Genomic DNA, 23,673 nt, shown 5'->3' with positions numbered 1-23,673 from the left:
CATGCTAGGAAACATCGCGTTTATTAAACACGTAGAACGACAGACCTAATATGGCAATAAGATGGACGATAATGACTGTAATAGAAAACCCTAAGGTCATCCCTTCAATTATCGGCATACCGCCACCCTCATACATGCGCAGATTCATATTGAAAAACAGCAAGTATTTTGCGAATTCGTACCTTGCTAGCAGCATCGTTACGAGCCCTTCAATAAACACAAGACAGAACGTGATCCCAATCGTTGCGCCTGTAGACTTTGTCAGCACGCTGAGCATAAAAATAATCGTTGAATAAATAAACGTGTATATCAAGGTATAGCCAACCGTCTTCCAAACATCGATCATACTGCCTTCGCTTTGGAAGCCAAAAAACAGACCACTAATCAAAAAACTAACAACTAACGAGAACGCCATTAGCGCGACAACAAAAAGTACAAGCGCCGCGTATTTGGAAGCTAAAATCTTGCTCCGCGAATGTGCGCGTATGAGCAGCAGCTTAATCGTTCCGAATTGATACTCACTAGATACAATACTCGCGGTATAGATCATGCATAGAAAGACATAGATGCTTCCACCGCCATTAAAATCAACAACGGATTGCATAAATTCAACATACCCGAGCTCAGTTCCGTCCAAAAAGTTCTTGATTACGACCGCTATCCCCAAAGGCATTAAAACCATAATTAAAAATGCTATAAAAAAGCTTTTCTTTTTAGCAAGCTTCAGCCATTCATTATTCGTTAATTGAAAAAAATTATACAATTTGATTCCCTCCTGTCCACGCCAAGAACTCATCCTCTAACGATCGCTTCACATCAACAATGCGGTATACAGCAATTTTCTGCTTACTCAGCTCATGCACATATTGCGCTAACGCTTCGTCCGTGCAGCTAATCTCAAGCTCATTGGTCAAGTCGTTCATCGCGATATATTGAATACTCTCCATTTTATCCAATACTAGCCGAGCTTGTTGTAGCTCATTCACTCTTATAAGCAAGCTTTGTGCTTCATGACTATTCTGATCGATATGAGCTGAACCGAGAAGCTGCTCACGTATAAATTTGCCCTGCTGAATAATTACAACACGGCTGCACATCAATTCCATCTCAGACAGCAAGTGACTTGAAACTAGAATTGCGATGCCTTCTTCCTGTGCGATTCGCTTCAAATAGTCTCGCATCTCTCGAATACCTGCCGGATCAAGTCCATTAGTCGGCTCATCCAGAATCAAAATGCTTGGCGAATGCATTAATGCCTGCGCTATTCCCAATCGTTGACGCATACCAAGAGAATATGACTTCACGCGTTTATTCATCGCCTCACTCAAGCCAACAACTTCTACAATTTGCTTCATGCGTGCTTCTGTTATACCAGCCGTCATACGCTGATACTGCTTTAAGTTATCCCAGCCTGTCATATAGGCATAAAACTCTGGATTCTCTACAATCGCGCCTACATGTGTAATCGCTTGTGAAAAGCTGCTGCGAATGCTATGGCCTTTAATCAGCACCTCGCCGCTTGTCATGCCAATCAATCCCACAATCATTCGAATGGTTGTCGTTTTACCCGCGCCATTGGGACCAAGCAAACCTACAATTTCTCCTTGCCTAACTTCAAAGCTAAGCTGATCGACAATGATTTGCTTGCCAACCTTTTTCGTTACGCTATCCAACTGCAATACCACATCATTTTGCTGTAACATGAAACGATTCACTCCTATCCATAGTGTATCTGTGTGTTAGTTACATAGTACACCATTACATGTTAAATGTAAATAGGTTCTCCATAAATTGTGGAAATAATAATTGATATAAAAACAGGCATCTCATTCGCGCGAATGAAATGCCTGTTTTTATATCGATCTGCTGCACACAGTTGCTTTGCAAACCGAGCAGCAGCCTAATTTGTTTCTTACGGTTAGCCCAATACGACACGATCATCAGCCATCTTCTTACCGCTGATTTGTTCGAATTCGCTTAATAGTCTCTCCACCGTCAATTCTCCTTTGCGATCCTCATTGACCTGAAGGATAATGCGGCCTTTGTCCATCATAATAAGACGATTGCCTAAACGAATGGCTTGTTCCATATTATGAGTAACCATCAATGTTGTTAGGTTAAGATCCTTTACAATCTTTTCTGTCAGATTGGTAACAAGCTCAGCACGAGCAGGATCTAGCGCCGCGGTATGCTCATCGAGCAATAAAATTTGCGGACGTGTAAAGGTAGCCATTAATAGGCTTAGCGCCTGACGTTCACCGCCAGACAGCAGCCCCACCTTAGCACTCATGCGATTTTCAAGACCGATCCCTAGCTTGGACAACTCTTCTCTAAAGATCGCTCTCGTTTTTTTCGTAACGCCGAACGTGAAGCCGCGCGCTTTGCCGCGCTTATAAGCAACTGCCAAATTTTCTTCAATCGTCATTCGTGGTGCCGTCCCAGCCATCGGGTCCTGGAATACACGGCCAATCCATTGGCTGCGCTTATGCTCAGGCAGCGTACTAACGTTATGTCCATCAATCTCCACCGAACCGACATCCGGCTTTAGAACGCCTGAGATGATATTCATAAGTGTCGACTTACCAGCACCGTTACTGCCGATAATTGTAACGAAATCCCCCTGCTTCAAATGCAGCTCTGCTTTGAGCAAGGCAATTTTCTCGTCAATCGTACCAGGATTAAATAGCTTTGAAACCTCATTAATATGCAGCATATCTATGCGCCTCCTTTCGAGGCAATTTTATCAATCACTTCAGCCGCTCGTTTTCGCGATACCTGCTTTTCTTGAATCGCCGATCGAATTGTAGGAATTACGAGTGCGCCAACGATAATAACTGCCGTAATCAGCTTCATATCCTGCGCATCCATACCTGGTACACGAAGCGCAAGTGCATAAATCAAACGGTAAATAATTGCACCCATGACAACCGCTAAGGTCGTACGGAAAATGGATTTCTTTCCAAATATCGCTTCACCAATAATGACAGATGCCAGACCAATGACAATCATTCCGACACCCATGTTATTGTTTGTTTGATTCGTAGAAAATGCAATTAGCGCACCTGATGTAGCGACTAGCGCATTTGACAACGACACGCCGATAATCGTTGTACGATCCGTATTGGCACCGAAGCTTTTAATCATGCGTTGATTATCACCCGTAGCTCGAAGACTCAACCCGATATTGGTTTTGAAGAACAGATCCAGCAGAAGCTTTACACCGATAGCCATAATAAGACCAACAACTAAAACGCTTGCTCCATCAAATAAGTTTGCCTCGCCACGAAGAGACAGATTAGGCTTACCCATAATTCTCAAATTGATAGAATATAAAGCGATCATGACAATAATACCTGATAATAGCCCATTAATTTTACCTTTTGTATGAAGCAAACCTGTCATTAGACCTGCTAATCCTCCACCTATAAATGCACATATTAAGGATAGAATTGGCGTAGTCCCGTTAAGCGTCATTACTGTCGCAATAGCCGCTCCCGTAGTAAAGCTTCCATCTACGGTCAAATCAGGAAAATCTAGCACGCGATACGTAATGTATACACCAAGTGCCATTAGCGCATATAGTAGTCCACTTTCAAAAGCACCTGTTAATGCAATTAGCACATGCATCACTTCCAATCTTTGAATTTCTATTCATGTTACTGTTAGTATGAGATCTACTCACTTATTCGCAATAAAACAGGGATCAGTATATCCTGATCCCTGTGAAATACTTGCTCTCATGTTTTATTCAATTATATTGGATTCTTGATCTTTAACGTAAGCCTTCATTTCATCTGTAACGGTGATGCCCATTTCTTCTGCTGTGCCAAGATTCAAGATGAAATCAAGATTCTGTGGCTTACGAACATCCATGTCTCCAGGATTTTTACCGTCTTTTAAGATTTCAAGAAGCATTTCGCCTACTTCATAACCATGATCATAGTATTTGAAACCAACTGTTGCAAAAGCACCAGCTTCTACTGTATCACGATCAGAAGTGAAGAACGGCAAATCATGTTGATGAGCAACATCTAGTAGAATATCAATCGCTTCTACTACTGTATTATCAAGTGTTACATACAATGCATCTACTTGACCAACCAAAGATTGCGCTGCGATCGGAATATCTGAACTGTTTGCAATTGCTGCTTCAACAAGCTCAATTCCATGCTCAGCCAGGCGAGCTTTTGCTGTATCTGCCATAACAACTGCATTTGGCTCTCCTTTGTTAATGACAATTCCTACTTTTTTCACTTCTGGGAATTCAGCAGCGATAAAGTCCATCAACTGATGGATCGCATCTGGGTTAGAATCCGATGCACCCGTTACGTTGCCGCCAGGCGCTTCAAGTGTAGGAACAAGTTTTGCATCAAGCGGATCTGTTACAGCTGCAAATACAACTGGAAGATCTGTAATTTCATCAACTAATGCAGCAGCACTTGGCGTAGCAATACCAACTGCTACATCAGGCTTGCCTTCTTTAATTTTTTGAGAGATTGGCTGCAAGTTATTGAAGTCAGCCTGTGCATTTTGGAAATCTACAACAAGGTTTTGACCTTCTACAAGACCTCCATCAGCCAACGCTGCAATAATTCCATCCTTAACTGCATTCAATGATGGGTGCTCAACAAACTGTGAAATCGCAACTTTATAGGTTTGTTCTTTACCGCTGTTCCCACCAGTATTACTGTTGCTATTGCTTGTACCGTTCGAAGTTTCACCTTCACCACACGCCGTCAATACAATCATCAGCGCAATAAGTAATGTTGCCAATAAACCTTTCTTTTTCATCGTTTGACCCCTCTCGACCTCATTTAGGTATAACTGCTTTAAATCATCTTAATATTAACGCTGATTCGCGTCAACACATTAAATAAAGAAGGTAAATATTTATACATGAAATACAAAAAAAAGCTCCCAGTAAACTGGGAGCTTTTAAGCAGCTTATGCTGCGTATGGATTAAGCTTGGATTGTAGCAACCGCGCCCGCACCAACTGTACGACCACCTTCACGGATAGAGAAGCGAGTACCTTCTTCAACCGCGATTGGAGCGATCAATTCAACTGTTACAGTGATGTTGTCGCCAGGCATAACCATTTCAGTACCTTCTGGAAGGTTGATGATACCAGTTACGTCAGTTGTACGGAAGTAGAACTGTGGACGGTAACCAGTGAAGAATGGCTTATGACGGCCACCCTCTTCTTTAGTAAGAACGTAAACAGAAGCAGTGAATTGAGTATGAGGCTTAACAGAACCTGGTTTAGCCAATACTTGACCACGCTCGATGTCTTTACGCTCAACACCACGAAGAAGAGCACCGATGTTATCGCCAGCTTGAGCATAGTCAAGCAATTTGCGGAACATCTCAACACCTGTTACTACAGATTTACGAGTTTCTTCTTGAAGACCGATGATTTCGATCTCGTCACCAACTTTGATTTCGCCACGCTCAACACGGCCAGTAGCAACTGTACCACGACCAGTGATTGTGAACACGTCCTCAACTGGCATTAGGAAAGGCTTAGCTGTATCACGTTCTGGAGTTGGGATGTACTCATCGATGATGTTGAACAATTCAACGATTTTTTCAGCCCACTCGCCATCATTGTTTTGTAGTGCTTCACGAGCAGAACCACGGATGATTGGAGTATCATCACCAGGGAATTCATACTCAGAAAGAAGATCACGGATTTCCATTTCAACAAGCTCAAGAAGCTCTTCATCTTCAACCATATCGCATTTGTTCAAGAATACTACGATGTATGGTACGCCTACTTGGCGAGAAAGAAGGATGTGCTCACGAGTTTGTGGCATTGGACCGTCAGTTGCAGATACAACTAGGATCGCGCCGTCCATTTGAGCAGCACCAGTGATCATGTTTTTAACATAGTCGGCGTGACCTGGGCAGTCAACGTGTGCATAGTGACGGTTAGGAGTCTCATACTCAACGTGTGCAGTAGAGATTGTGATACCGCGCTCGCGCTCTTCTGGAGCTTTATCGATTTGATCGAAAGCTACAGCAGCACCGCCGTACTTGTGAGAAAGTACAGTTGTAATTGCAGCAGTTAGAGTAGTTTTACCATGGTCAACGTGACCGATTGTACCGATATTAACGTGCGGTTTAGAACGTTCAAATTTAGCTTTTGCCATTGAACTTAATCCTCCTCAATATTTCTAATTTAAGTTTATGTGTAGGCCGAGTTTAGATTATTTTATATCTAAATTCGGCCAAAATCAAATATTGGATTACTCGCCTTTGTTTTTAGCGATAATCGTATCAGCGATAGACTTAGGAACCTCTTCATAGTGAGAAAGCTCCATAGCGAATACGCCGCGACCTTGTGTACCAGAACGCAATGTTGTGGAGTAACCAAACATCTCGCTCAAAGGCACTTTCGCACGGATGATTTGCGCACCAGCACGAGTATCTGAACCTTCAATGCGTCCACGACGAGAGCTGATCATACCCATTACATCACCGAAGTATTCTTCAGGAACGGTAACTTCAACTTTCATGATTGGTTCAAGAATAACTGGATTACATTTGTCTTTAGCAGCTTTAAGCGCTAGAGAACCTGCAATTTTGAACGCCATCTCAGAGGAGTCGACGTCATGGTATGAACCATCCACAACAGTTGCTTTGATATCCACTAGCGGATAGCCAGCAAGAACACCATTTTTCATGGACTCTTCGATACCAGCTTGGATCGGAGCGATGTATTCACGAGGAATTGCACCACCGACGATTTTGCTTTCGAAGATAAATCCAGAACCTGGCTCTAGAGGTTCAAACTCAACCCAACAATGACCGAATTGACCTTTACCACCAGACTGACGAACGAACTTACCTTCAACTTTCGCTGGTGTGCGGAAAGTCTCACGATAAGCAACCTGTGGAGCACCAACGCTAGTTTCTACTTTGAATTCACGAAGCATACGGTCAACTAGGATTTCTAGGTGAAGCTCACCCATACCTGCGATGATCGTTTGGCCTGTTTCTTCATCTGTATAAGCACGGAACGTTGGATCCTCTTCAGCAAGCTTGGAAATCGCAACACCAAGTTTGTCTTGGTCAGCCTTTGTTTTAGGCTCAATCGCGATTTGGATAACTGGCTCAGGGAAGTTCATGGATTCAAGAACGATTGGGTTCTTTTCATCACAAAGTGTATCCCCAGTAGTCGTATCCTTCAAGCCTACAGCAGCAGCGATGTCTCCAGAGAATACTTCTTGAATCTCTTCACGACTGTTCGCATGCATCTGCAAGATACGACCGATACGCTCACGTTTGCCTTTTGTAGAGTTCAATACGTAAGAACCGGATGCAAGGATACCGGAGTATACGCGGAAGAACGTCAAACGACCAACGTAAGGATCTGTCATAATTTTGAACGCAAGCGCTGCGAAAGGCTCGCTGTCAGAAGATGGACGAGTTGTTTCAGTACCATCTTCAAGCGTACCTTTAATCGCAGGAATATCAACTGGAGCAGGTAGGTAATCTACTACTGCATCTAGTACCATTTGAACCCCTTTGTTACGGTAAGAAGATCCCGCAACAACCGGGAAGATTTTTGTTTCACATACACCTTTACGAAGAGCAGCTTTAATTTCTGGAATCGTGATTTCTTCACCTTCAAGATATTTCATCATAAGCTCTTCGTCAAGCTCTGCTACTCTTTCAATCAGTTCAACGCGAAGCTCTTCCACTTGATCAGCATATTCAGCAGGAATTTCACCAGCAATTGGCTCTTTACCTAGATCATCTTTGTACGTGTAAGCTACACGCTCAACGATGTCGATTACGCCGATAAAGTCAGATTCAGCACCCATTGGTACTTGGATTGCCACTGCATTAGCTTGTAGTCTTTCACGCATGTCCTTGATTACATTCAAGTAATCAGCACCGATGATATCCATTTTGTTAACGTAAGCAATACGAGGTACCCCGTATTTATCTGCTTGACGCCAAACCGTTTCGGATTGAGGCTCTACGCCTTCTTTTGCACTAAATACACCTACAGCCCCGTCCAATACGCGTAGGGAACGTTCAACTTCAACCGTGAAGTCGACGTGACCTGGAGTATCGATGATATTGATGCGGTGACCTTTCCATTGAGCTGTTGTTGCAGCAGATGTGATTGTGATACCACGCTCTTGCTCCTGCTCCATCCAGTCCATTGTCGCTCCGCCTTCATGAACCTCACCAATTTTGTGAGTACGTCCAGTGAAGAAAAGGATACGCTCAGTAGTTGTCGTTTTACCCGCATCGATATGCGCCATGATACCGATATTACGTGTATTTTCCAAGGAGAATTCTCTTTTAGCCACAGTGGTTTTCTCCTTTCAATTATCTTAATTCTACCAGCGGTAGTGAGCGAATGCTTTGTTAGCTTCAGCCATTTTGTGAGTATCCTCACGTTTTTTCACAGATGCACCAGTGTTGTTGGAAGCATCGATGATTTCAGCTGCTAAACGCTCTTCCATCGTTTTCTCACCGCGAGAGCGAGAGTAGTTAACCAACCAACGTAGTGCTAGAGCAGTACGACGTTCTGGTTTAACTTCGATAGGTACTTGATAGTTTGCACCACCTACACGACGAGCTTTAACTTCAAGTACAGGCATGATGTTCTTCATAGCTGCTTCAAAAACTTCCATTGGATCATTTCCAGTACGTTCTTGAACCAATTTGAATGCATCATACAAAATTGTTTGCGCAACGCCTCTTTTACCGTCGATCATAATACGGTTAATCAAGCGTGTTACCAGTTTAGAGTTATACAATGGATCTGGTAGCACATCGCGTTTTGTAACAGGACCTTTGCGTGGCATTTAGAAGTCCCCCTTTCTCAATTTTTCATAATAGTTGTTGGTTGTTGGTCTGACATTGCTCTAATTTGAGAGCATACGATTATTTTTTAGCTTTAGGACGTTTCGTACCGTATTTAGAACGAGCTTGCATACGGTTGTTTACACCTGCAGTATCTAGAGCACCACGAACGATGTGGTAACGAACCCCCGGTAAGTCTTTTACACGACCACCACGGATAAGTACAACACTGTGCTCTTGAAGGTTATGACCGATACCTGGAATGTACGCTGTAACCTCTACACGGTTAGTTAGACGTACACGGGCATATTTACGAAGCGCGGAGTTCGGCTTCTTCGGAGTCATTGTACCTACACGAGTACAAACACCACGTTTTTGCGGAGAGCTGATGTTAGTAGCTTCACGTTTCAACGCGTTGAAACCTCTTTGCAAAGCTGGAGATTTTGATTTCACTACTTTCGCTTGACGTCCTTTACGAACTAGCTGGTTGATTGTTGGCAATTGAGCCACCCCCTTCCCATATTCATGTCATTTATATTGGTAGACATTTCACCCTGATTTCAAGCCCACAGAGCCAGGCGAATCATAATTTTTCGTAAGAAAACCTATGCCTGAATCCTAGGCGCACTCCGATATATTATCATTTGTAGATAGGCTGTGTCAAGTTATCTTTTACCCTATCTATCACATTTTTTATTAAAATCTTTGTAAATAGGCTAGCTAGACAAGAAGCGGCAAATCTCGCCCGAAAATCAGACAAAATTTGCCGCTCTATAGGATGGTTAATCTTAGGCGTGAGCTATTCTACAACTACCGCTTCCGATTGTTCATCAGATTGAAGATCTATGCCATTCGTTTCCTCGATGCCTTGGAAGCGAATGTTACGATAACGCTGCATGCCTGTTCCAGCAGGAATCAGCTTACCGATAATAACGTTCTCTTTCAAACCAAGAAGCTGGTCAACCTTGCCTTTAATCGCTGCATCAGTAAGAACACGTGTTGTTTCCTGGAAGGATGCCGCAGACAAGAAGGAATCTGTCTCAAGTGACGCTTTCGTAATACCTAGCAGCACTGGTTTCGCAATTGCTGGTTCTTTGCCAGCAAGAATAGCTTCCAGGTTAGCTGCTTCATACTCATGCATATCGACAAATGAACCTGGCAACAGGCTTGTGTCACCGGACAATACGATACGGATTTTACGAAGCATTTGCTTGATCATAACCTCAACGTGCTTATCGTTGATTTCTACCCCTTGGTTACGATAAACGCGTTGAACTTCTTGAAGAATATAGTTTTGTACGCCGCGAACACCTTTAATGCGAAGCATATCTTTAGGATCGATTGAACCGTCTGTCAGCTCATCCCCTGCTTCAATATGCTGGCCTTCTGTTACGCGAATACGAGAACCATACGTTACTGCATACTCTTTAGACTCTGCTTCACCTTGGATTTCGATAACACGACGGTCTTTCGCTTCATGAATTTTCTTCACGATACCATCAAGCTCGGAAATAAGCGCTTGACCTTTCGGATTACGCGCCTCGAACAACTCCTGGATACGCGGTAGACCTTGTGTAATATCGTCTCCGGCAACGCCTCCTGTATGGAACGTACGCATCGTCAACTGTGTTCCTGGCTCACCGATGGATTGAGCCGCGATAATTCCAACCGCTTCCCCGATCTCAACGTGCTTACCAGTAGCTAGGTTACGGCCATAACATACTTTACATACGCCATGACGCGCACGGCAGCTTAGTACAGAGCGAATTTGCAGCTTTTCTACACCTGCAGCTACAATTTCTTCCGCTTTGTCAGCGTCGATCAATTCATTGCGATTCACAAGAATTTCGCCTGTTTGCGGATGACGAACCGTTTCAAAGGAATAACGTCCTTCAATACGGTCAAACAGATCCTCGATAACTTCTTTACCATCTTGGATTTTGCTAACGGTAAAGCCTTTATCCGTGCCGCAATCCTCTTCACGTACGATAACATCCTGCGCAACGTCAACAAGACGACGAGTCAAGTAACCAGAATCGGCTGTACGAAGTGCTGTATCGGCAAGACCTTTACGCGCACCATGCGTAGAGATAAAGTACTCTAGGACCGTTAGTCCTTCACGGAAGTTCGATTTGATCGGCAATTCAATGATACGACCAGATGGGTTGGCCATCAGACCGCGCATACCGCCAAGCTGAGTGATCTGGGATTTGTTACCGCGGGCTTTAGAGTCTACCATAAGCATGATGTTGTTATAGCGATCCATAGATTTCATCAGGATATCTGTAACATCGTCTTTACATTTACTCCAAATGCTGATGATGCGGTCATAACGCTCCTCGTTCGTAATCAAACCACGACGGTATTGATTCATCACGACTTGAACCTTTTCCTCAGAAGCACGCATGATTTCTTTTTTCTCTTCTGGAATAATAACATCGGCAACACCGATTGTAATACCAGCTTTTGTAGAGTAAGTGAAACCAAGCTGCTTGATGCGGTCAAGAATAACCGATGTTTTCGTTGTATGATATTTGCGGAAGCATTCCGCAATGATAGAACCTAAATAGTCCTTACCAACGGCTGGCGCGATTGGAAGCTCATTTAATACTTTCATGAGGTCTACGCCTTTTTCAAAGATGAAATACTTATCCGGAATTCCGCTGATCAAGTTCGCTTTAGAAGCTTCGTTGATGTAAGGGAATTCTGATGGGAAGATTTCATTGAAAATAACTTTACCAACTGTTGTGCAAAGCAAAGCACTGTTCTGCTTTTCAGTAAAGCTTGATTTGTTCAACACTTTTGCCGGAATAATAATTCGAGCATGAAGTGAAACAATACCACGCTGATACGCAGAGATCGCTTCGTTCACTGTACCGAAAATAGAGCCGCTGCCTTTTGCTTCATTATTATCCATCGTTAGATAATAAGAACCAAGAACCATATCCTGAGACGGAGTAACAACTGGCTTACCGTCTTTAGGGTTTAGAATGTTGCCGGAAGCTAGCATCAGCATACGTGCTTCTGCTTGTGCCTCTGCAGACAATGGTACGTGAACCGCCATTTGGTCACCGTCAAAGTCGGCGTTGTAGGCTGTACATACTAGTGGATGCAGCTTGATCGCACGACCTTCAACAAGTATCGGTTCAAACGCTTGAATACCAAGTCTGTGAAGTGTAGGGGCACGGTTAAGCAATACCGGATGCTCCTTGATTACTTCTTCAAGCACATCCCATACCTCTGGGCTTACGCGCTCAACTTTACGCTTTGCGCTCTTAATGTTGTGAGCTAAACCTTTGTTCACAAGCTCTTTCATAACAAATGGCTTGAACAGCTCAAGCGCCATTTCTTTAGGCAAGCCGCATTGATACATTTTCAAGTTAGGACCTACGACGATAACGGAACGACCAGAGTAGTCAACACGTTTACCTAATAGGTTCTGACGGAAACGACCTTGCTTACCTTTAAGCATGTGAGATAGAGATTTCAACGGACGGTTACCAGGTCCTGTAACAGGACGGCCACGACGACCATTGTCGATTAGCGCGTCAACTGCTTCTTGCAGCATGCGCTTTTCATTTTGCACGATAATATCCGGAGCGCCAAGATCCAGCAGACGCTTCAAACGGTTGTTGCGGTTTATAACACGACGATAAAGATCGTTCAAATCGGATGTTGCAAAGCGTCCGCCATCCAATTGAACCATTGGACGAAGCTCTGGAGGAATGACAGGAAGCACATCCATGATCATCCACTCTGGGCTGTTGCCGGAGTTGCGGAATGCTTCAACGACTTCAAGACGTTTGATCGCACGATTGCGACGCTGCCCTTGAGCGGTGCGAAGCTCTTCCTTCAATGTTTCAAGCTCACGGTCAAGATCGATATCCTGAAGCAATTTTTTCACTGCTTCAGCACCCATGCCAGCTTGGAAGCCGTAGCCGTACTTTTCACGATAGCTGCGGTATTCCTTCTCGGACAATAGCTGCTTTTTCTCAAGCGGAGTTTCACCTGGATCCGTTACAACATAGGATGCAAAGTAAATAATCTCTTCAAGAGAACGAGGAGACATATCCAGTGCAAGACCCATACGGCTTGGAATTCCTTTAAAGTACCAAATGTGAGAGACAGGAGCTGCAAGCTCGATATGTCCCATACGCTCGCGACGTACTTTTGCACGTGTAACCTCAACGCCACAGCGATCACATACTACTCCTTTATAACGTACACGCTTGTACTTACCACAATGACATTCCCAGTCCTTAGTTGGTCCGAAAATCTTTTCACAGAAAAGACCTTCTTTCTCCGGCTTTAACGTTCTGTAATTGATGGTTTCCGGTTTTTTAACCTCTCCGCGGGACCATGAGCGAATCTTGTCTGGCGATGCCAAACCAATTTTCATATACTCGAAGTTGTTCACGTCCAACAAGGAGCAACCCTCCTTCGTCATGTATGACTATGTCTTAATCAAGCATTGAACTTCAATCAGCGCAAGGGCTGACTGAAGCTCGGATGCTTGTGATATACCATTTATGCTAGATCGTCGATATCTTCTTCTTCGCTAAATCCTGCTTCTTCAAGCTCGGATGCGCCAACACTTACAGGAGCTCGTTCGAATTGATCGACATCGTCGAGGTTAAGCTTTTCGCTTGTGCCATCGTCATCATCGTCGATTTCCTTCATCTCGATTTCCTCTTCATCCTCAGTCAGGATCTTAACGTCCATACCTAAGCTTTGAAGCTCCTTGATCAATACTTTGAAGGATTCAGGAACGCCTGGCTCTGGAACATTTTCACCTTTCACGATCGATTCGTACGTTTTCACACGACCAACCACGTCATCGGATTTAACGGTTAGAATTTCTTGAAGCGTATAGGCAGCACCGTATGCTTCAAGTGCCCATACCTCCATCTCACCAAAGCGCTGACCACCGAATTGTGCTTTACCACCAAGCGGCTGCTGCGTAACAAGGGAGTAAGGACCAGTGGAGCGAGCATGGATTTTATCTTCAACCATGTGCGCCAGCTTGATCATATACATGACACCAACGGTAACTTCACGTTCAAATTCTTCACCAGTACGGCCGTCAAACAGCTTCGTTTTACCGTTTCGCTGCATGCCTGCTTCTTCCATCGTGTCAAACACGTCATCCTCGCGTGCGCCGTCAAATACTGGCGTTGCAGCGTGAATGCCTAGGTATTTACAAGCCATACCCAAGTGAACCTCAAGCGCCTGACCGATGTTCATACGAGATGGAACCCCTAGCGGGTTAAGCACAACCTCTACTGGCGTACCGTCTGGTAGGAACGGCATATCTTCTTCCGGCATAATACGTGCGATGACACCCTTGTTACCGTGGCGTCCCGCCATTTTATCGCCCTCAGAGATTTTACGTTTTTGCGCGATGTAGACACGGACAAGGTGATTCACGCCTGGAGGCAGCTCATCGCCATTTTCACGTGTAAATACTTTAACATCGACAACAATACCTGTTGTACCATGCGGCACACGTAGTGATGTATCACGAACTTCACGCGCTTTCTCACCAAAGATCGCATGAAGGAGACGTTCTTCAGCAGTAAGCTCTGTTACGCCTTTAGGTGTAACTTTACCTACTAGAATATCGCCAGAGTTGATTTCAGCACCGACGCGGATAATGCCACGCTCATCAAGGTTGCGAAGGGCTTCTTCACCGACATTCGGAATATCGCGTGTAATTTCCTCCGGACCTAGCTTTGTATCACGTGCTTCAGATTCATATTCTTCGATATGAATTGACGTATACACGTCTTCTTTAACCAGCTTTTCACTTAGAAGAATCGCATCCTCGTAGTTGTAGCCTTCCCACGTCATGAACGCAACAACAACGTTGCGACCCAGCGCCAATTCGCCGTTTTCAGTAGATGGTCCGTCTGCAAGGATATCGCCTTTTTTGATGACTTCTCCCTTGCGTACTAATGGACGCTGGTTAATGCATGTTCCTTGGTTAGAACGCATAAACTTGTGAAGCTTATGTCTTACCAAGTCGCCTTGAACCTCTTTGCCGTCAACAATTTCTACGCGACGAAGCAAAATTTCATTTGCTGATACGCGTTCAATGACACCATCGTATTTGGACACGATGCAAACACCGGAATCCTTGGCAGCCTTATGCTCCATTCCTGTACCTACAAAAGGTGCTTTAGGAATTAGAAGCGGAACGGCCTGACGTTGCATGTTCGATCCCATAAGCGCACGGTTGGAGTCATCGTTCTCAAGGAACGGAATGAGCGCAGTAGCGACAGATACAACCTGCTTCGGAGATACGTCCATGTAGTCAACGCGATTACTTGGCATCGTCAAGATATTGTCAGCCTGCTTGTTGAAACGTACAATCGTTTCCTTCTCGACAAACTTGTTCTCTTCTGTAAGAGCCGCGTTTGCTTGGGCAACGATGTAGTTGTACTCTTCATCAGCAGTCATATACGTTACTTTATCCGTAACAACTCCAGTCTCAGGATCTACCCAACGATACGGAGCTTCAATAAAGCCGTACTCATTGATGCGTGCATACGTAGACAAGGAGTTGATCAAACCGATATTCGGTCCCTCTGGCGTCTCGATTGGACACATACGACCATAGTGCGAGTTATGAACGTCACGCACCTCGAAACCAGCGCGCTCACGCGTCAAACCACCAGGTCCAAGCGCAGATAGACGACGCTTATGCGTAAGCTCTGCAAGTGGATTCGTTTGGTCCATGAACTGAGACAACTGAGAAGAGCCAAAAAACTCTTTAATCGACGCAATAACAGGTCGAATGTTGATTAGCGCCTGAGGCGTAATTGCATTTGCATCCTGGATCGACATTCTCTCGCGCACAACACGCTCCATACGAGAAAGACCGATACGGAACTGGTTTTGAAGCAGCTCACCAACAGAACGCAAACGACGGTTACCCAAATGGTCAATGTCATCTACATCGCCTACACCATGAAGCAGGTTCAGGAAGTAGTTAATCGATGCAATAATATCTGCAGGCGTAATATGCTTAACAGATTTATCGATAATGCCATTAGCGATAATTTTAATCACTTTGCTTTCATCAAGCGGTGAATATACGCTAATAGTTTGCAGCGGAATGTCATGCGCATCAAGCACGCCATTGGCTACGCCATATGTTTTAAAGCCGATGTCCGACTCAAGACGATCAAGAATTTGATCGAGCAGGCGACGGTCAATCACTTGGCCTTTTTCAGCAACAATTTCACCAGTCGATGCATCAATCAAATCTTCTGCAAGACGTTGATTGAACAGACGGTTTTTAATATGAAGCTTTTTATTAATTTTGTAACGACCAACATTCGCTAGATCATAGCGTTTTGGATCGAAGAAGCGTGCAACTAGCAAGCTTTTCGCGTTATCCAATGTCGGTGGTTCGCCTGGACGCAAGCGCTCATAGATTTCGATAAGAGCCTTCTCAGTCGAATCCGTGCTGTCTTTGTCCAGCGTATTAGAGATATATTCATCTTGGCCGAGCAGATCAAGAATCTCCGCGTCTGTGCCGAAGCCTAGTGCGCGAAGCAATACCGTTACCGGAATTTTACGCGTGCGATCGATACGAACATATACGATATCCTTCGCGTCTGTTTCAAGCTCAAGCCAAGCACCACGGTTAGGAATTACAGTAGCCGTGTATGCTTTTTTACCGTTTTTATCAACCTTAGTGCTGAAGTACACACTTGGGGATCGAACCAATTGGCTGACAATAACGCGTTCCGCCCCGTTAATAATAAACGTGCCGGTTTCTGTCATTAGTGGGAAATCACCCATAAAGACTTCTTGTTCCTTAACTTCGCCAGTCTCCTTATTGAATAGGCGTACTTTCACGCGCAATGGAGCAGCATACGTAACATCCCGTTCTTTCGATTCATCGACTGAATATTTAGGTTCACCCAAGCTGTAATCAATAAACTCAAGCGATAAATTGCCCGTAAAGTCCGTAATCGGAGAGATATCCTGGAACAGCTCAATTAAATCTGTCTCCAAAAATTTCTCATACGATTTTTGTTGGATTTCAATCAGGTTCGGGACTTCCAGCACCTCTTTGATTCGACTGTAGCTTCTACGCTGACGTCGACCATACTGAACAAGTTGTCCTGCCAACTTAACCTCACCCCTCATGTCTGTCTAACAGCATCAATATTTTCTGCAGCTGTTGCGATCCCTATATCAAATACAGTATAGTGATCATAAAAATAAATAAAAGCCCTTATCGAATAGTTCGAAAAAAGAGCATGTTTCCGGCTGTTGACCCTTTGTTTTTACACAAATTGGTCCATATCAAGTAATTTTGCCCAAATTTTACCCGTTATACTCCAAGTCAGCCAAATTTTTTAGCTAATGCCGCAATTTGACCCTTGACAGTCGATAACTAAACACAACTCAAGCAATTTTATGCTGACATTTTATAATACTAACATACCAGAATTGTCAAGTCAAATGTTTTTCTTGGTTTTCAGAATAATTTTCATAAATGTTCATGCGGCCCGTAGCTACGGCGTTGGCACGTGATTTACAAAGTTTTCATAAGCATCTCGGCTGAATTCAAGATTCGACGCCGAATCAACCACAACGCAATACACCGTGATCAAAGTTGAATTTATGAACTACCCCTTCAAATAGAGGTTCATAAATTCAGCTTTCAGCACCGAGAAGATGGAACGATACTAGAAAACGAGGAGCGCAGCGTACGGTTTTGGTACGTGAGTACCGCAGTTTTCGGTAGCGTTTCATATTCGACGCCGAATCAACCACAACGCAATACACCGTGATCAAAGTTGAATTTATGAACTACCCCTTCAAATAGAGGTTCATAAATTCAGCTTTCAGCACCGAGAAGATGGAACGATACTAGAAAACGAGGAGCGCAGCGTACGGTTTTGGTACGTGAGTACCGCAGTTTTCGGTAGCGTTTCATATTCGACGCCGAGTCAGCCTCAACGCATCACACCGTGATCAAAGCTGAATTTATGAACTACCTTTAACAGCTTTGAAGATACGGTAGCCTTTATCCTTGGTTACCTCCTCCACCCGATCGAACAACTCCTCAAGCTTCGCTTTCGCCGATGGCGCACCCTGCTTTTTCTGAATGACAATCCACATGGAACCCCCAGCGTTAAGCAGCGCATGCCCTTCATCAAAAATCCGATGCACGGTTGATTTCCCTGCTCGAATTGGAGGATTGCTAATAATACAATCAAAGCGCATATGCTGAACTGCCTCATACAGATCACTTTGCAAAACCGTGACATTGTCTACGCCATTTCGTTTAGCGTTTGCTTTGCTTAGCTCCACTGCACGTTCGTTTATATCAATCATCGTCACATGTCCTTCTGGAGCAAGCTTGGCTGCAGTAATTCCAATTGGGCCATAGCCACAACCTACATCCAATACCGATGCATTTGGAGCAAAATCCATTGCGTTAATCAATACTTGACTACCATAGTCGACTCCAGTTTTTGAGAATACACCCGCATCCGTCGTCAGTTTCAGCTTAAAGCCGCGCAACTCCCATTCGTGCTGCTGCTTGCTGCTTGCCACTTCCGGCTGCTTATTATAATAGTGATTGCTCAAGGTAAAGTCACCAGCCTTTATCATTTCTTTTATTCCAGCTGCAGGCTTGCATTACATGGAAAGAAACCCCTTGAAGCAGATGCTTCAAGGGGTTCTAAGCTATTGCAAAGTTAATTACTTAACTTCTACAGTAGCGCCAGCTTCTTCAAGTTTAGCTTTGATAGAATCAGCTTCTTCTTGGCTAACTTTCTCTTTGATTGCTTTAGGAGCGCCATCAACAAGCTCTTTAGCTTCTTTCAAGCCAAGACCAGTGATTTCACGAACCGCTTTGATAACGTTGATTTTACCAGCACCAGCGTTAGCAAGGATTACATCAAACTCAGTTTGAGCAGCAGCGCCGCCAGCGTCTCCGCCACCAGCTACAACAGCTACAGGAGCTGCAGCAGTTACGCCGAATTCTTCTTCAATTGCTTTAACAAGATCGTTCAGTTCAAGAACAGTCATACCTTTAATTGCTTCTAAGATTTGCTCTTTAGACATGGTATTACCTCCGAAATTTTATATTTTTTGGGTTTATGATGCATCAAACATCACAATAGTTTTAACTTTAGAACTAGCAAGATTAAGCTTGTGCTTCTGCTTCTTGCTTATCACCAACAGCTTTAACTGCAAGCGCGAAGTTGCGAACTGGCGCTTGAAGTACGCTGAGTAGCATAGAAAGAAGACCTTCGCGAGAAGGAAGTTGAGCAAGATCTTTAACTTGAGACTCGTCAACTACTTTACCTTCAACTAGACCACCTTTAATTTGCAACGCAGTGTTTTCTTTTGCGAAGTTATAAAGGATTTTAGCTGGAGCAACAGCGTCTTCACCGCTGAATGCTACTGCTGTAGGTCCAGAAAGAATATCGTTAAGCGCTGTATAATCAGTACCTTCAGTCGCACGACGAACGATTGAGTTTTTAATAACTTGGAACTCAACACCAGCTTCACGAAGCTGTTTACGTAGTTCAGTTACTTGAGCAACGTTCAGTCCACGATAATCAGCGATTATCGTACTTGGGCTGGAAGATAACTTCTCAGCTACAACGTTAACTGTTTGTTGTTTTTGCTCAATAATCTTAGCGTTAGCCAAACTGTACACCTCCCGTAAATGTTTACATCCCGTGAAATTAGAGAGATCCTGCCCTCGATGCATGAGAAAGGCCCTCGCAAACCAGCAAGGGCCATGATTCCGTTCGCTATTCAATCATATTGAATGCTTTAACGCTCTATCATAACACCTCGGTAGGAAATTAAGCCGCATGGGCACCTACTGTCTACGGTATGCATATTCGAATTTAAGTCACTATCCTTCTAAAATTAACGGTAGCTTGCAGTGTTAACGCGAGCACCAGGACCCATTGTAGAAGAAACAGCGATGTTTTTCAGGTAAACCCCTTTTGCAGCAGCTGGTTTAGCACGAAGAAGTGCATCAACAAGTGCTTTAAGGTTTTCATTCAGCTTCTCAGCATCGAATGAAACTTTGCCGATTGGCGCATGGATTTGACCTGCTTTATCAAGACGGTATTCAATTTTACCCGCTTTGATTTCTTGAACGGCTTTCGCAACATCAAATGTTACTGTGCCTGCTTTAGGGTTAGGCATTAGGCCTTTACCACCAAGGATACGACCTAGTTTACCAACTTCAGCCATCATGTCTGGAGTTGCTACGCAGACGTCGAAATCAAACCATCCTTGTTGGATTTTGTTGATCATATCTGTGTCGCCAACATAGTCAGCGCCAGCAGCTTCTGCTTCTTTTAGTTTTTCGCCTTTTGCGAAAACTAGAACTTTTTTCGTTTTACCAGTTCCGTGTGGAAGTACAACGACACCACGAACAGCCTGGTCTTGTTTACGAGGGTCTACACCCAAACGTACAGCAACCTCAACAGACTCGTCGAATTTTGCTGTGGAAGCCTTCTTAACAAGCTCAATTGCTTGAAGTGGCTCATAGCTAGCGTCACGATCGATCAGCTTAGCAGCTTCAACATATTTTTTACCATGTTTAGCCATTTTATGTTCCTCCTATTGTGGTTTTAACGGGGCAGCCCGGTGGCCGCTCCTCCCACCCGTGAAGCATCGCTTCACAAAGCGAGTTCTCGCTCAGCTATTCGACATTGATTAGTCAACGATCGTAATACCCATTGAACGAGCAGTACCTTCAACCATAAGCATAGCTGCTTCAACAGAAGCTGCATTAAGGTCAGGCATTTTAGTTTCAGCGATTTCGCGAACTTTGTCACGTTTAACCGTTGCAACTTTTTTCTTGTTTGGTTCGCCAGATCCTTTTTCGATGCCAGCAGCGATACGAAGCAATACTGCAGCTGGTGGCGTCTTTGTTTCAAAAGTAAAGGAGCGATCCTCGAATACTGTAATTACAACTGGAATGATCAATCCAGCCTGGTCAGCTGTACGAGCGTTAAACTCTTTACAGAATGCCATAATGTTAACCCCTGCTTGACCTAGTGCAGGACCAACTGGTGGCGCTGGGTTAGCTTTACCTGCAGGAATTTGCAGTTTAACCAATTTAATAACTTTTTTTGCCATGATTCACACCTCCTTGACGTGATATACAAGACCGCTTTTCGAGATCCTGTGCGAGCAGCCCCTTCGATGGGTATTACACCTTTTCGACTTGAGTATAGTCAAGCTCAAGCGGGGTTTCTCTACCAAACATGTTGACGTGAACCTTTAGCTTCGCTTTGTCGAGCAGAATTTCTTCCACAGTTCCGACAAAGTCTGCAAAAGGACCTACCTTGACGCGAACAGTTTCTTTCAGCTCAAACTCAATCTTCGGCTTAGGCTCTTCCATACCCATATGCTTAAGAATTTGTTCCACTTCTTCAGGCAATAATGGAGTAGGTTTTGATCCTGAACCGGTCGATCCTACGAAACCCGTAACTCCCGGCGTATTTCGAACAACATACCATGAATCATCCGTTTGGATCATCTCAACGAGCACGTAGCCAGGATAAACCTTGCGTTGGACAGTTTTACGCTTACCGTCCTTCTCTACGATTTCATCTTCCATCGGTACAAGAACACGGAAAATCTTATCTTCCATATTCATGGACTCAACGCGACGCTCCAAATTGGCTTTCACTTTGTTTTCATAGCCGGAATACGTATGCACGACGTACCATCTTTTTTCCATCACAAATCCACCTTTGGGCCTTCGTTAGACAATTAGATCTACGAGAGCTGAAATCCCGATGTCTAGAAGCCAGAAGTAAATCGTAACAGCCACTACCGTCACGAGCACAACGAGAGTATAACTCGTCAATTCCTTACGACTAGGCCAACGGACCTTTTTAAGCTCTGCCCAACTGTCAGCAAAAAAACTAAACGTCGTACTAAAGCCTTGTTTCATTTTCGCTAAAAATGTCACGGTCACACCTCCAATTGACTATCTCGTCTCGCGATGAGGAGTCTGCTCGTTACAGAACTTGCAAAACTTCTTCAACTCGATGCGGTCGGGGTGATTGCGTTTGTTCTTAGTTGTCGCATAGTTTCTCTGTTTGCAGTTTGTGCATGCCAGCGTGATGATAACCCGCATTGAATAACACCTCCCGAACTGCTAAAAAATACGAATCATATTACTTTACCTTCAATCAGGTTTTGTCCATAACGAAAAAACCTTTTTCAAGGCCTACCTAAACACTTTAGCACAAGGCATTCCTCATGTCAACGCAAAACAACGGTCTCGGGTGTGCAATTTATGAACATTTCTAGTCCTTACATCCCCTGACTGCCAGACCATCGCTCGTTCATTCAACTCTCTATACCCATTATGTTCCAAACTATGATCATATTAAACCAATGGACTGTCTTCGGCGCCTGAAAATTTCAGACAACAAAGACAGTCCGTTGTTTGTTTAGCATGTTCAATTTTATAAGTGCTCTGACATATCGCGAACTTCCAAATACTTCTCAAGCTTGCGCTTAACCCGCTGCAACGCATTATCAATAGACTTCACATGCCGATTCAAATCGACTGCAATCTCCTGATAAGAACGTCCATCGAGATACAGCATCAAAACCTTGCGTTCAAGATCGCTCAAGATTTCAGCCATCTTGTCTTCAAGTCCCGAGAATTCTTCCTGATTGATAATTAATTCTTCAGGATCCGATACTCTTGTACCACATATAACATCTAATAGTGTACGATCGGATTCCTCATCATATATCGGCTTGTCCAAAGAAACATAGGAATTTAGAGGAATATGCTTTTGGCGAGTAGCAGTTTTAATCGCGGTAATGATTTGGCGAGTTATGCAAAGCTCAGCGAAGGCTTTAAAGCTGGATAGCTTGTCTCCCTTGTAGTCGCGAATTGCTTTATATAAACCTATCATTCCTTCTTGAACAATATCTTCTCGATCAGCACCTATTAAAAAGTATGATCTAGCCTTCGCGCGCACGAAGTTTTTATACTTATTGATCAAGAATTCCAGCGCTATACTATCACCCACACGAACAGCTTCTACGATTTCCTCGTCCGTGCTTTTGTCATATTCAAGCGTACTCCATTCTTTGAGGTCGATACTCATACCCCATCCCTCCGGCCTGCAAGGCGTACACCGCTAGATTTATATGCATAAAACATAGAGTCAGTATACATGACAACAGGCTTTACAGTCAACCAAACTGGCCGCTATGAACAATATAGTTTTTATCAATACTAGAAACATTTGTTATTTTTTCGACAAACACGAAATTTGTCATAGATCTTCACTAGATTGACCTCTTCTTATACGCTCTAGCTTTGCCCACACGTCATCGGTAACACGACTGTCGATCGAATGTCGTTTTTTGGTGGAAGGATTCGTTATCGTTTGTTTTATTTCTTTATGATTTTCCTTAATTTCTATCAATAATTCACGCGCCGACATGCGAAGTGCGCCTTGTCCGAAAATAACGTGCTGCTCCGTCATATCACTCGTTGCAACATATACATTTCGCCTGCGGCTAATCCACTCTGAGCAAATCCGCTCGATGCATTCATCTGCCGTTTCCTTCTCTTTGGTGTAAACAACCGTGAGCTTATGCTGATGATAGGTCGCACCAATGCCAGGCATTTGGTGCGCATCGAAAATGACGTACACCTGCATGCCTGAAAATCCTTGGAAGTCTGCAAGCATATTAAGCAGCTCATCTCTAGCATCCTCCAAGGAGTGATCCTTCAATCGACTCAGCTCAGGCCATGCACCGATCATGTTGTAGCCGTCAACAAGCAGCACATCATTGCGTCTATTCATCA

General features: G+C 44.0%; 21 protein-coding genes and 1 other annotated feature. All 21 genes read right to left on the bottom strand.

The genetic code is table 11. From position 1 onward, the window contains the following. Window positions 1-4: 4 nt before the first annotated feature. The 21 genes from ACFP56_RS20530 to ACFP56_RS20430 all read right to left on the bottom strand — a co-directional run bounded on the left by ACFP56_RS20530 (window position 5) and on the right by ACFP56_RS20430 (window position 23,671). Window positions 5-763 (bottom strand): ABC transporter permease, encoded by a 759-nt coding sequence (locus ACFP56_RS20530; RefSeq protein WP_379238158.1) that lies wholly within the window; start codon window positions 761-763, stop codon window positions 5-7. Further along, window positions 756-1,703 carry an ABC transporter ATP-binding protein gene (locus ACFP56_RS20525; protein WP_379238156.1) on the bottom strand — a complete coding sequence of 316 codons (948 nt, stop codon included), beginning with the start codon at window positions 1,701-1,703 and terminating at the stop codon, window positions 756-758. The genes ACFP56_RS20530 and ACFP56_RS20525 overlap by 8 nt, the downstream gene beginning before the upstream one ends. A 215-nt stretch (window positions 1,704-1,918) precedes the next feature. Beyond that, complete coding sequence (locus ACFP56_RS20520; protein ID WP_379238154.1) at window positions 1,919-2,713, bottom strand: ABC transporter ATP-binding protein; 795 nt, start codon at window positions 2,711-2,713, stop codon at window positions 1,919-1,921. A 2-nt stretch (window positions 2,714-2,715) separates the two neighbouring features. Continuing rightward, window positions 2,716-3,627: an ABC transporter permease gene (locus ACFP56_RS20515; RefSeq protein ID WP_379238152.1), complete on the bottom strand. Its 912-nt coding sequence runs from the start codon at window positions 3,625-3,627 to the stop codon at window positions 2,716-2,718. Window positions 3,628-3,744: 117 nt separating this feature from the next. Further along, window positions 3,745-4,791: an ABC transporter substrate-binding protein gene (locus ACFP56_RS20510; protein ID WP_379238150.1), complete on the bottom strand. Its 1,047-nt coding sequence runs from the start codon at window positions 4,789-4,791 to the stop codon at window positions 3,745-3,747. A gap of 169 nt (window positions 4,792-4,960) precedes the next feature. Continuing rightward, window positions 4,961-6,151 (bottom strand): elongation factor Tu, encoded by a 1,191-nt coding sequence (gene tuf, locus ACFP56_RS20505; RefSeq protein WP_379238147.1) that lies wholly within the window; start codon window positions 6,149-6,151, stop codon window positions 4,961-4,963. Between the two features lie 96 nt (window positions 6,152-6,247). Further along, window positions 6,248-8,326 (bottom strand): elongation factor G, encoded by a 2,079-nt coding sequence (gene fusA, locus ACFP56_RS20500; protein ID WP_379238145.1) that lies wholly within the window; start codon window positions 8,324-8,326, stop codon window positions 6,248-6,250. Between the two features lie 30 nt (window positions 8,327-8,356). After that, window positions 8,357-8,827, bottom strand: a complete 471-nt coding sequence (gene rpsG, locus ACFP56_RS20495) for a 30S ribosomal protein S7 (RefSeq protein WP_379238143.1) — start codon at window positions 8,825-8,827, stop codon at window positions 8,357-8,359. Between the two features lie 79 nt (window positions 8,828-8,906). After that, window positions 8,907-9,326 (bottom strand): 30S ribosomal protein S12, encoded by a 420-nt coding sequence (rpsL, locus tag ACFP56_RS20490; protein ID WP_379238141.1) that lies wholly within the window; start codon window positions 9,324-9,326, stop codon window positions 8,907-8,909. Between the two features lie 298 nt (window positions 9,327-9,624). Next, window positions 9,625-13,251, bottom strand: coding sequence for a DNA-directed RNA polymerase subunit beta' (gene rpoC, locus ACFP56_RS20485; RefSeq protein WP_379238139.1), 3,627 nt, complete (start codon window positions 13,249-13,251; stop codon window positions 9,625-9,627). 101 nt (window positions 13,252-13,352) lie between these two features. Continuing rightward, complete coding sequence (gene rpoB / locus ACFP56_RS20480) at window positions 13,353-16,967, bottom strand: DNA-directed RNA polymerase subunit beta (protein WP_379238137.1); 3,615 nt, start codon at window positions 16,965-16,967, stop codon at window positions 13,353-13,355. An 864-nt stretch (window positions 16,968-17,831) separates the two neighbouring features. After that, a complete protein-coding gene (locus ACFP56_RS20475) occupies window positions 17,832-18,437 on the bottom strand; it encodes a class I SAM-dependent methyltransferase (RefSeq protein WP_379238257.1) in 606 nt (201 codons plus the stop codon). A gap of 114 nt (window positions 18,438-18,551) precedes the next feature. Then, on the bottom strand, window positions 18,552-18,917 hold the full coding sequence (rplL, locus tag ACFP56_RS20470; protein WP_379238135.1) for a 50S ribosomal protein L7/L12: 366 nt from the start codon (window positions 18,915-18,917) through the stop codon (window positions 18,552-18,554). Between the two features lie 82 nt (window positions 18,918-18,999). After that, a complete protein-coding gene (gene rplJ / locus ACFP56_RS20465; RefSeq protein ID WP_379238133.1) occupies window positions 19,000-19,509 on the bottom strand; it encodes a 50S ribosomal protein L10 in 510 nt (169 codons plus the stop codon). 54 nt (window positions 19,510-19,563) lie between these two features. Beyond that, window positions 19,564-19,717, bottom strand: a sequence feature (ribosomal protein L10 leader region). 19 nt (window positions 19,718-19,736) lie between these two features. Then, window positions 19,737-20,429, bottom strand: coding sequence for a 50S ribosomal protein L1 (gene rplA / locus ACFP56_RS20460; protein WP_379238131.1), 693 nt, complete (start codon window positions 20,427-20,429; stop codon window positions 19,737-19,739). Window positions 20,430-20,537: 108 nt separating this feature from the next. After that, window positions 20,538-20,963: a 50S ribosomal protein L11 gene (rplK, locus tag ACFP56_RS20455; protein ID WP_379238129.1), complete on the bottom strand. Its 426-nt coding sequence runs from the start codon at window positions 20,961-20,963 to the stop codon at window positions 20,538-20,540. A 73-nt stretch (window positions 20,964-21,036) separates the two neighbouring features. Next, window positions 21,037-21,570: a transcription termination/antitermination protein NusG gene (gene nusG, locus ACFP56_RS20450; protein ID WP_251670936.1), complete on the bottom strand. Its 534-nt coding sequence runs from the start codon at window positions 21,568-21,570 to the stop codon at window positions 21,037-21,039. Window positions 21,571-21,594: 24 nt separating this feature from the next. Further along, window positions 21,595-21,804: a preprotein translocase subunit SecE gene (secE, locus tag ACFP56_RS20445; RefSeq protein WP_379238126.1), complete on the bottom strand. Its 210-nt coding sequence runs from the start codon at window positions 21,802-21,804 to the stop codon at window positions 21,595-21,597. A gap of 18 nt (window positions 21,805-21,822) precedes the next feature. Beyond that, on the bottom strand, window positions 21,823-21,972 hold the full coding sequence (gene rpmG / locus ACFP56_RS20440; protein ID WP_082967189.1) for a 50S ribosomal protein L33: 150 nt from the start codon (window positions 21,970-21,972) through the stop codon (window positions 21,823-21,825). A 334-nt stretch (window positions 21,973-22,306) separates the two neighbouring features. Beyond that, window positions 22,307-22,963: an RNA polymerase sporulation sigma factor SigH gene (gene sigH / locus ACFP56_RS20435; protein WP_379238124.1), complete on the bottom strand. Its 657-nt coding sequence runs from the start codon at window positions 22,961-22,963 to the stop codon at window positions 22,307-22,309. 171 nt (window positions 22,964-23,134) lie between these two features. Then, a complete protein-coding gene (locus tag ACFP56_RS20430; protein WP_379238255.1) occupies window positions 23,135-23,671 on the bottom strand; it encodes an NYN domain-containing protein in 537 nt (178 codons plus the stop codon). Window positions 23,672-23,673: the final 2 nt, after the last annotated feature.

Source organism: Paenibacillus septentrionalis (assembly GCF_042659865.1).
Taxonomy (GTDB): Bacteria; Bacillota; Bacilli; order Paenibacillales; family Paenibacillaceae; genus Pristimantibacillus; species Pristimantibacillus septentrionalis.
The sequence above is the reverse complement of the archived record's forward strand: the minus strand, read 5'-3'. Positions and strand labels throughout refer to the sequence as shown.

Excerpts from the sequence above, each read along its gene's own strand:
- rplA (WP_379238131.1), bottom strand. The coding sequence starts at position 20,429 with ATGGCTAAACATGGTAAAAAATATGTTGAAGCTGCTAAGCTGATCGAT.
- ACFP56_RS20430 (WP_379238255.1), bottom strand. The coding sequence starts at position 23,671 with ATGAATAGACGCAATGATGTGCTGCTTGTTGACGGCTACAACATGATC.
- nusG (WP_251670936.1), bottom strand. The coding sequence starts at position 21,570 with ATGGAAAAAAGATGGTACGTCGTGCATACGTATTCCGGCTATGAAAAC.
- sigH (WP_379238124.1), bottom strand. The coding sequence starts at position 22,963 with ATGAGTATCGACCTCAAAGAATGGAGTACGCTTGAATATGACAAAAGC.
- rpmG (WP_082967189.1), bottom strand. The coding sequence starts at position 21,972 with ATGCGGGTTATCATCACGCTGGCATGCACAAACTGCAAACAGAGAAAC.
- ACFP56_RS20515 (WP_379238152.1), bottom strand. The coding sequence starts at position 3,627 with ATGCATGTGCTAATTGCATTAACAGGTGCTTTTGAAAGTGGACTACTA.
- ACFP56_RS20510 (WP_379238150.1), bottom strand. The coding sequence starts at position 4,791 with ATGAAAAAGAAAGGTTTATTGGCAACATTACTTATTGCGCTGATGATT.
- rpsG (WP_379238143.1), bottom strand. The coding sequence starts at position 8,827 with ATGCCACGCAAAGGTCCTGTTACAAAACGCGATGTGCTACCAGATCCA.
- ACFP56_RS20525 (WP_379238156.1), bottom strand. The coding sequence starts at position 1,703 with ATGTTACAGCAAAATGATGTGGTATTGCAGTTGGATAGCGTAACGAAA.
- tuf (WP_379238147.1), bottom strand. The coding sequence starts at position 6,151 with ATGGCAAAAGCTAAATTTGAACGTTCTAAACCGCACGTTAATATCGGT.
- rplL (WP_379238135.1), bottom strand. The coding sequence starts at position 18,917 with ATGTCTAAAGAGCAAATCTTAGAAGCAATTAAAGGTATGACTGTTCTT.
- ACFP56_RS20520 (WP_379238154.1), bottom strand. The coding sequence starts at position 2,713 with ATGCTGCATATTAATGAGGTTTCAAAGCTATTTAATCCTGGTACGATT.
- rplK (WP_379238129.1), bottom strand. The coding sequence starts at position 20,963 with ATGGCAAAAAAAGTTATTAAATTGGTTAAACTGCAAATTCCTGCAGGT.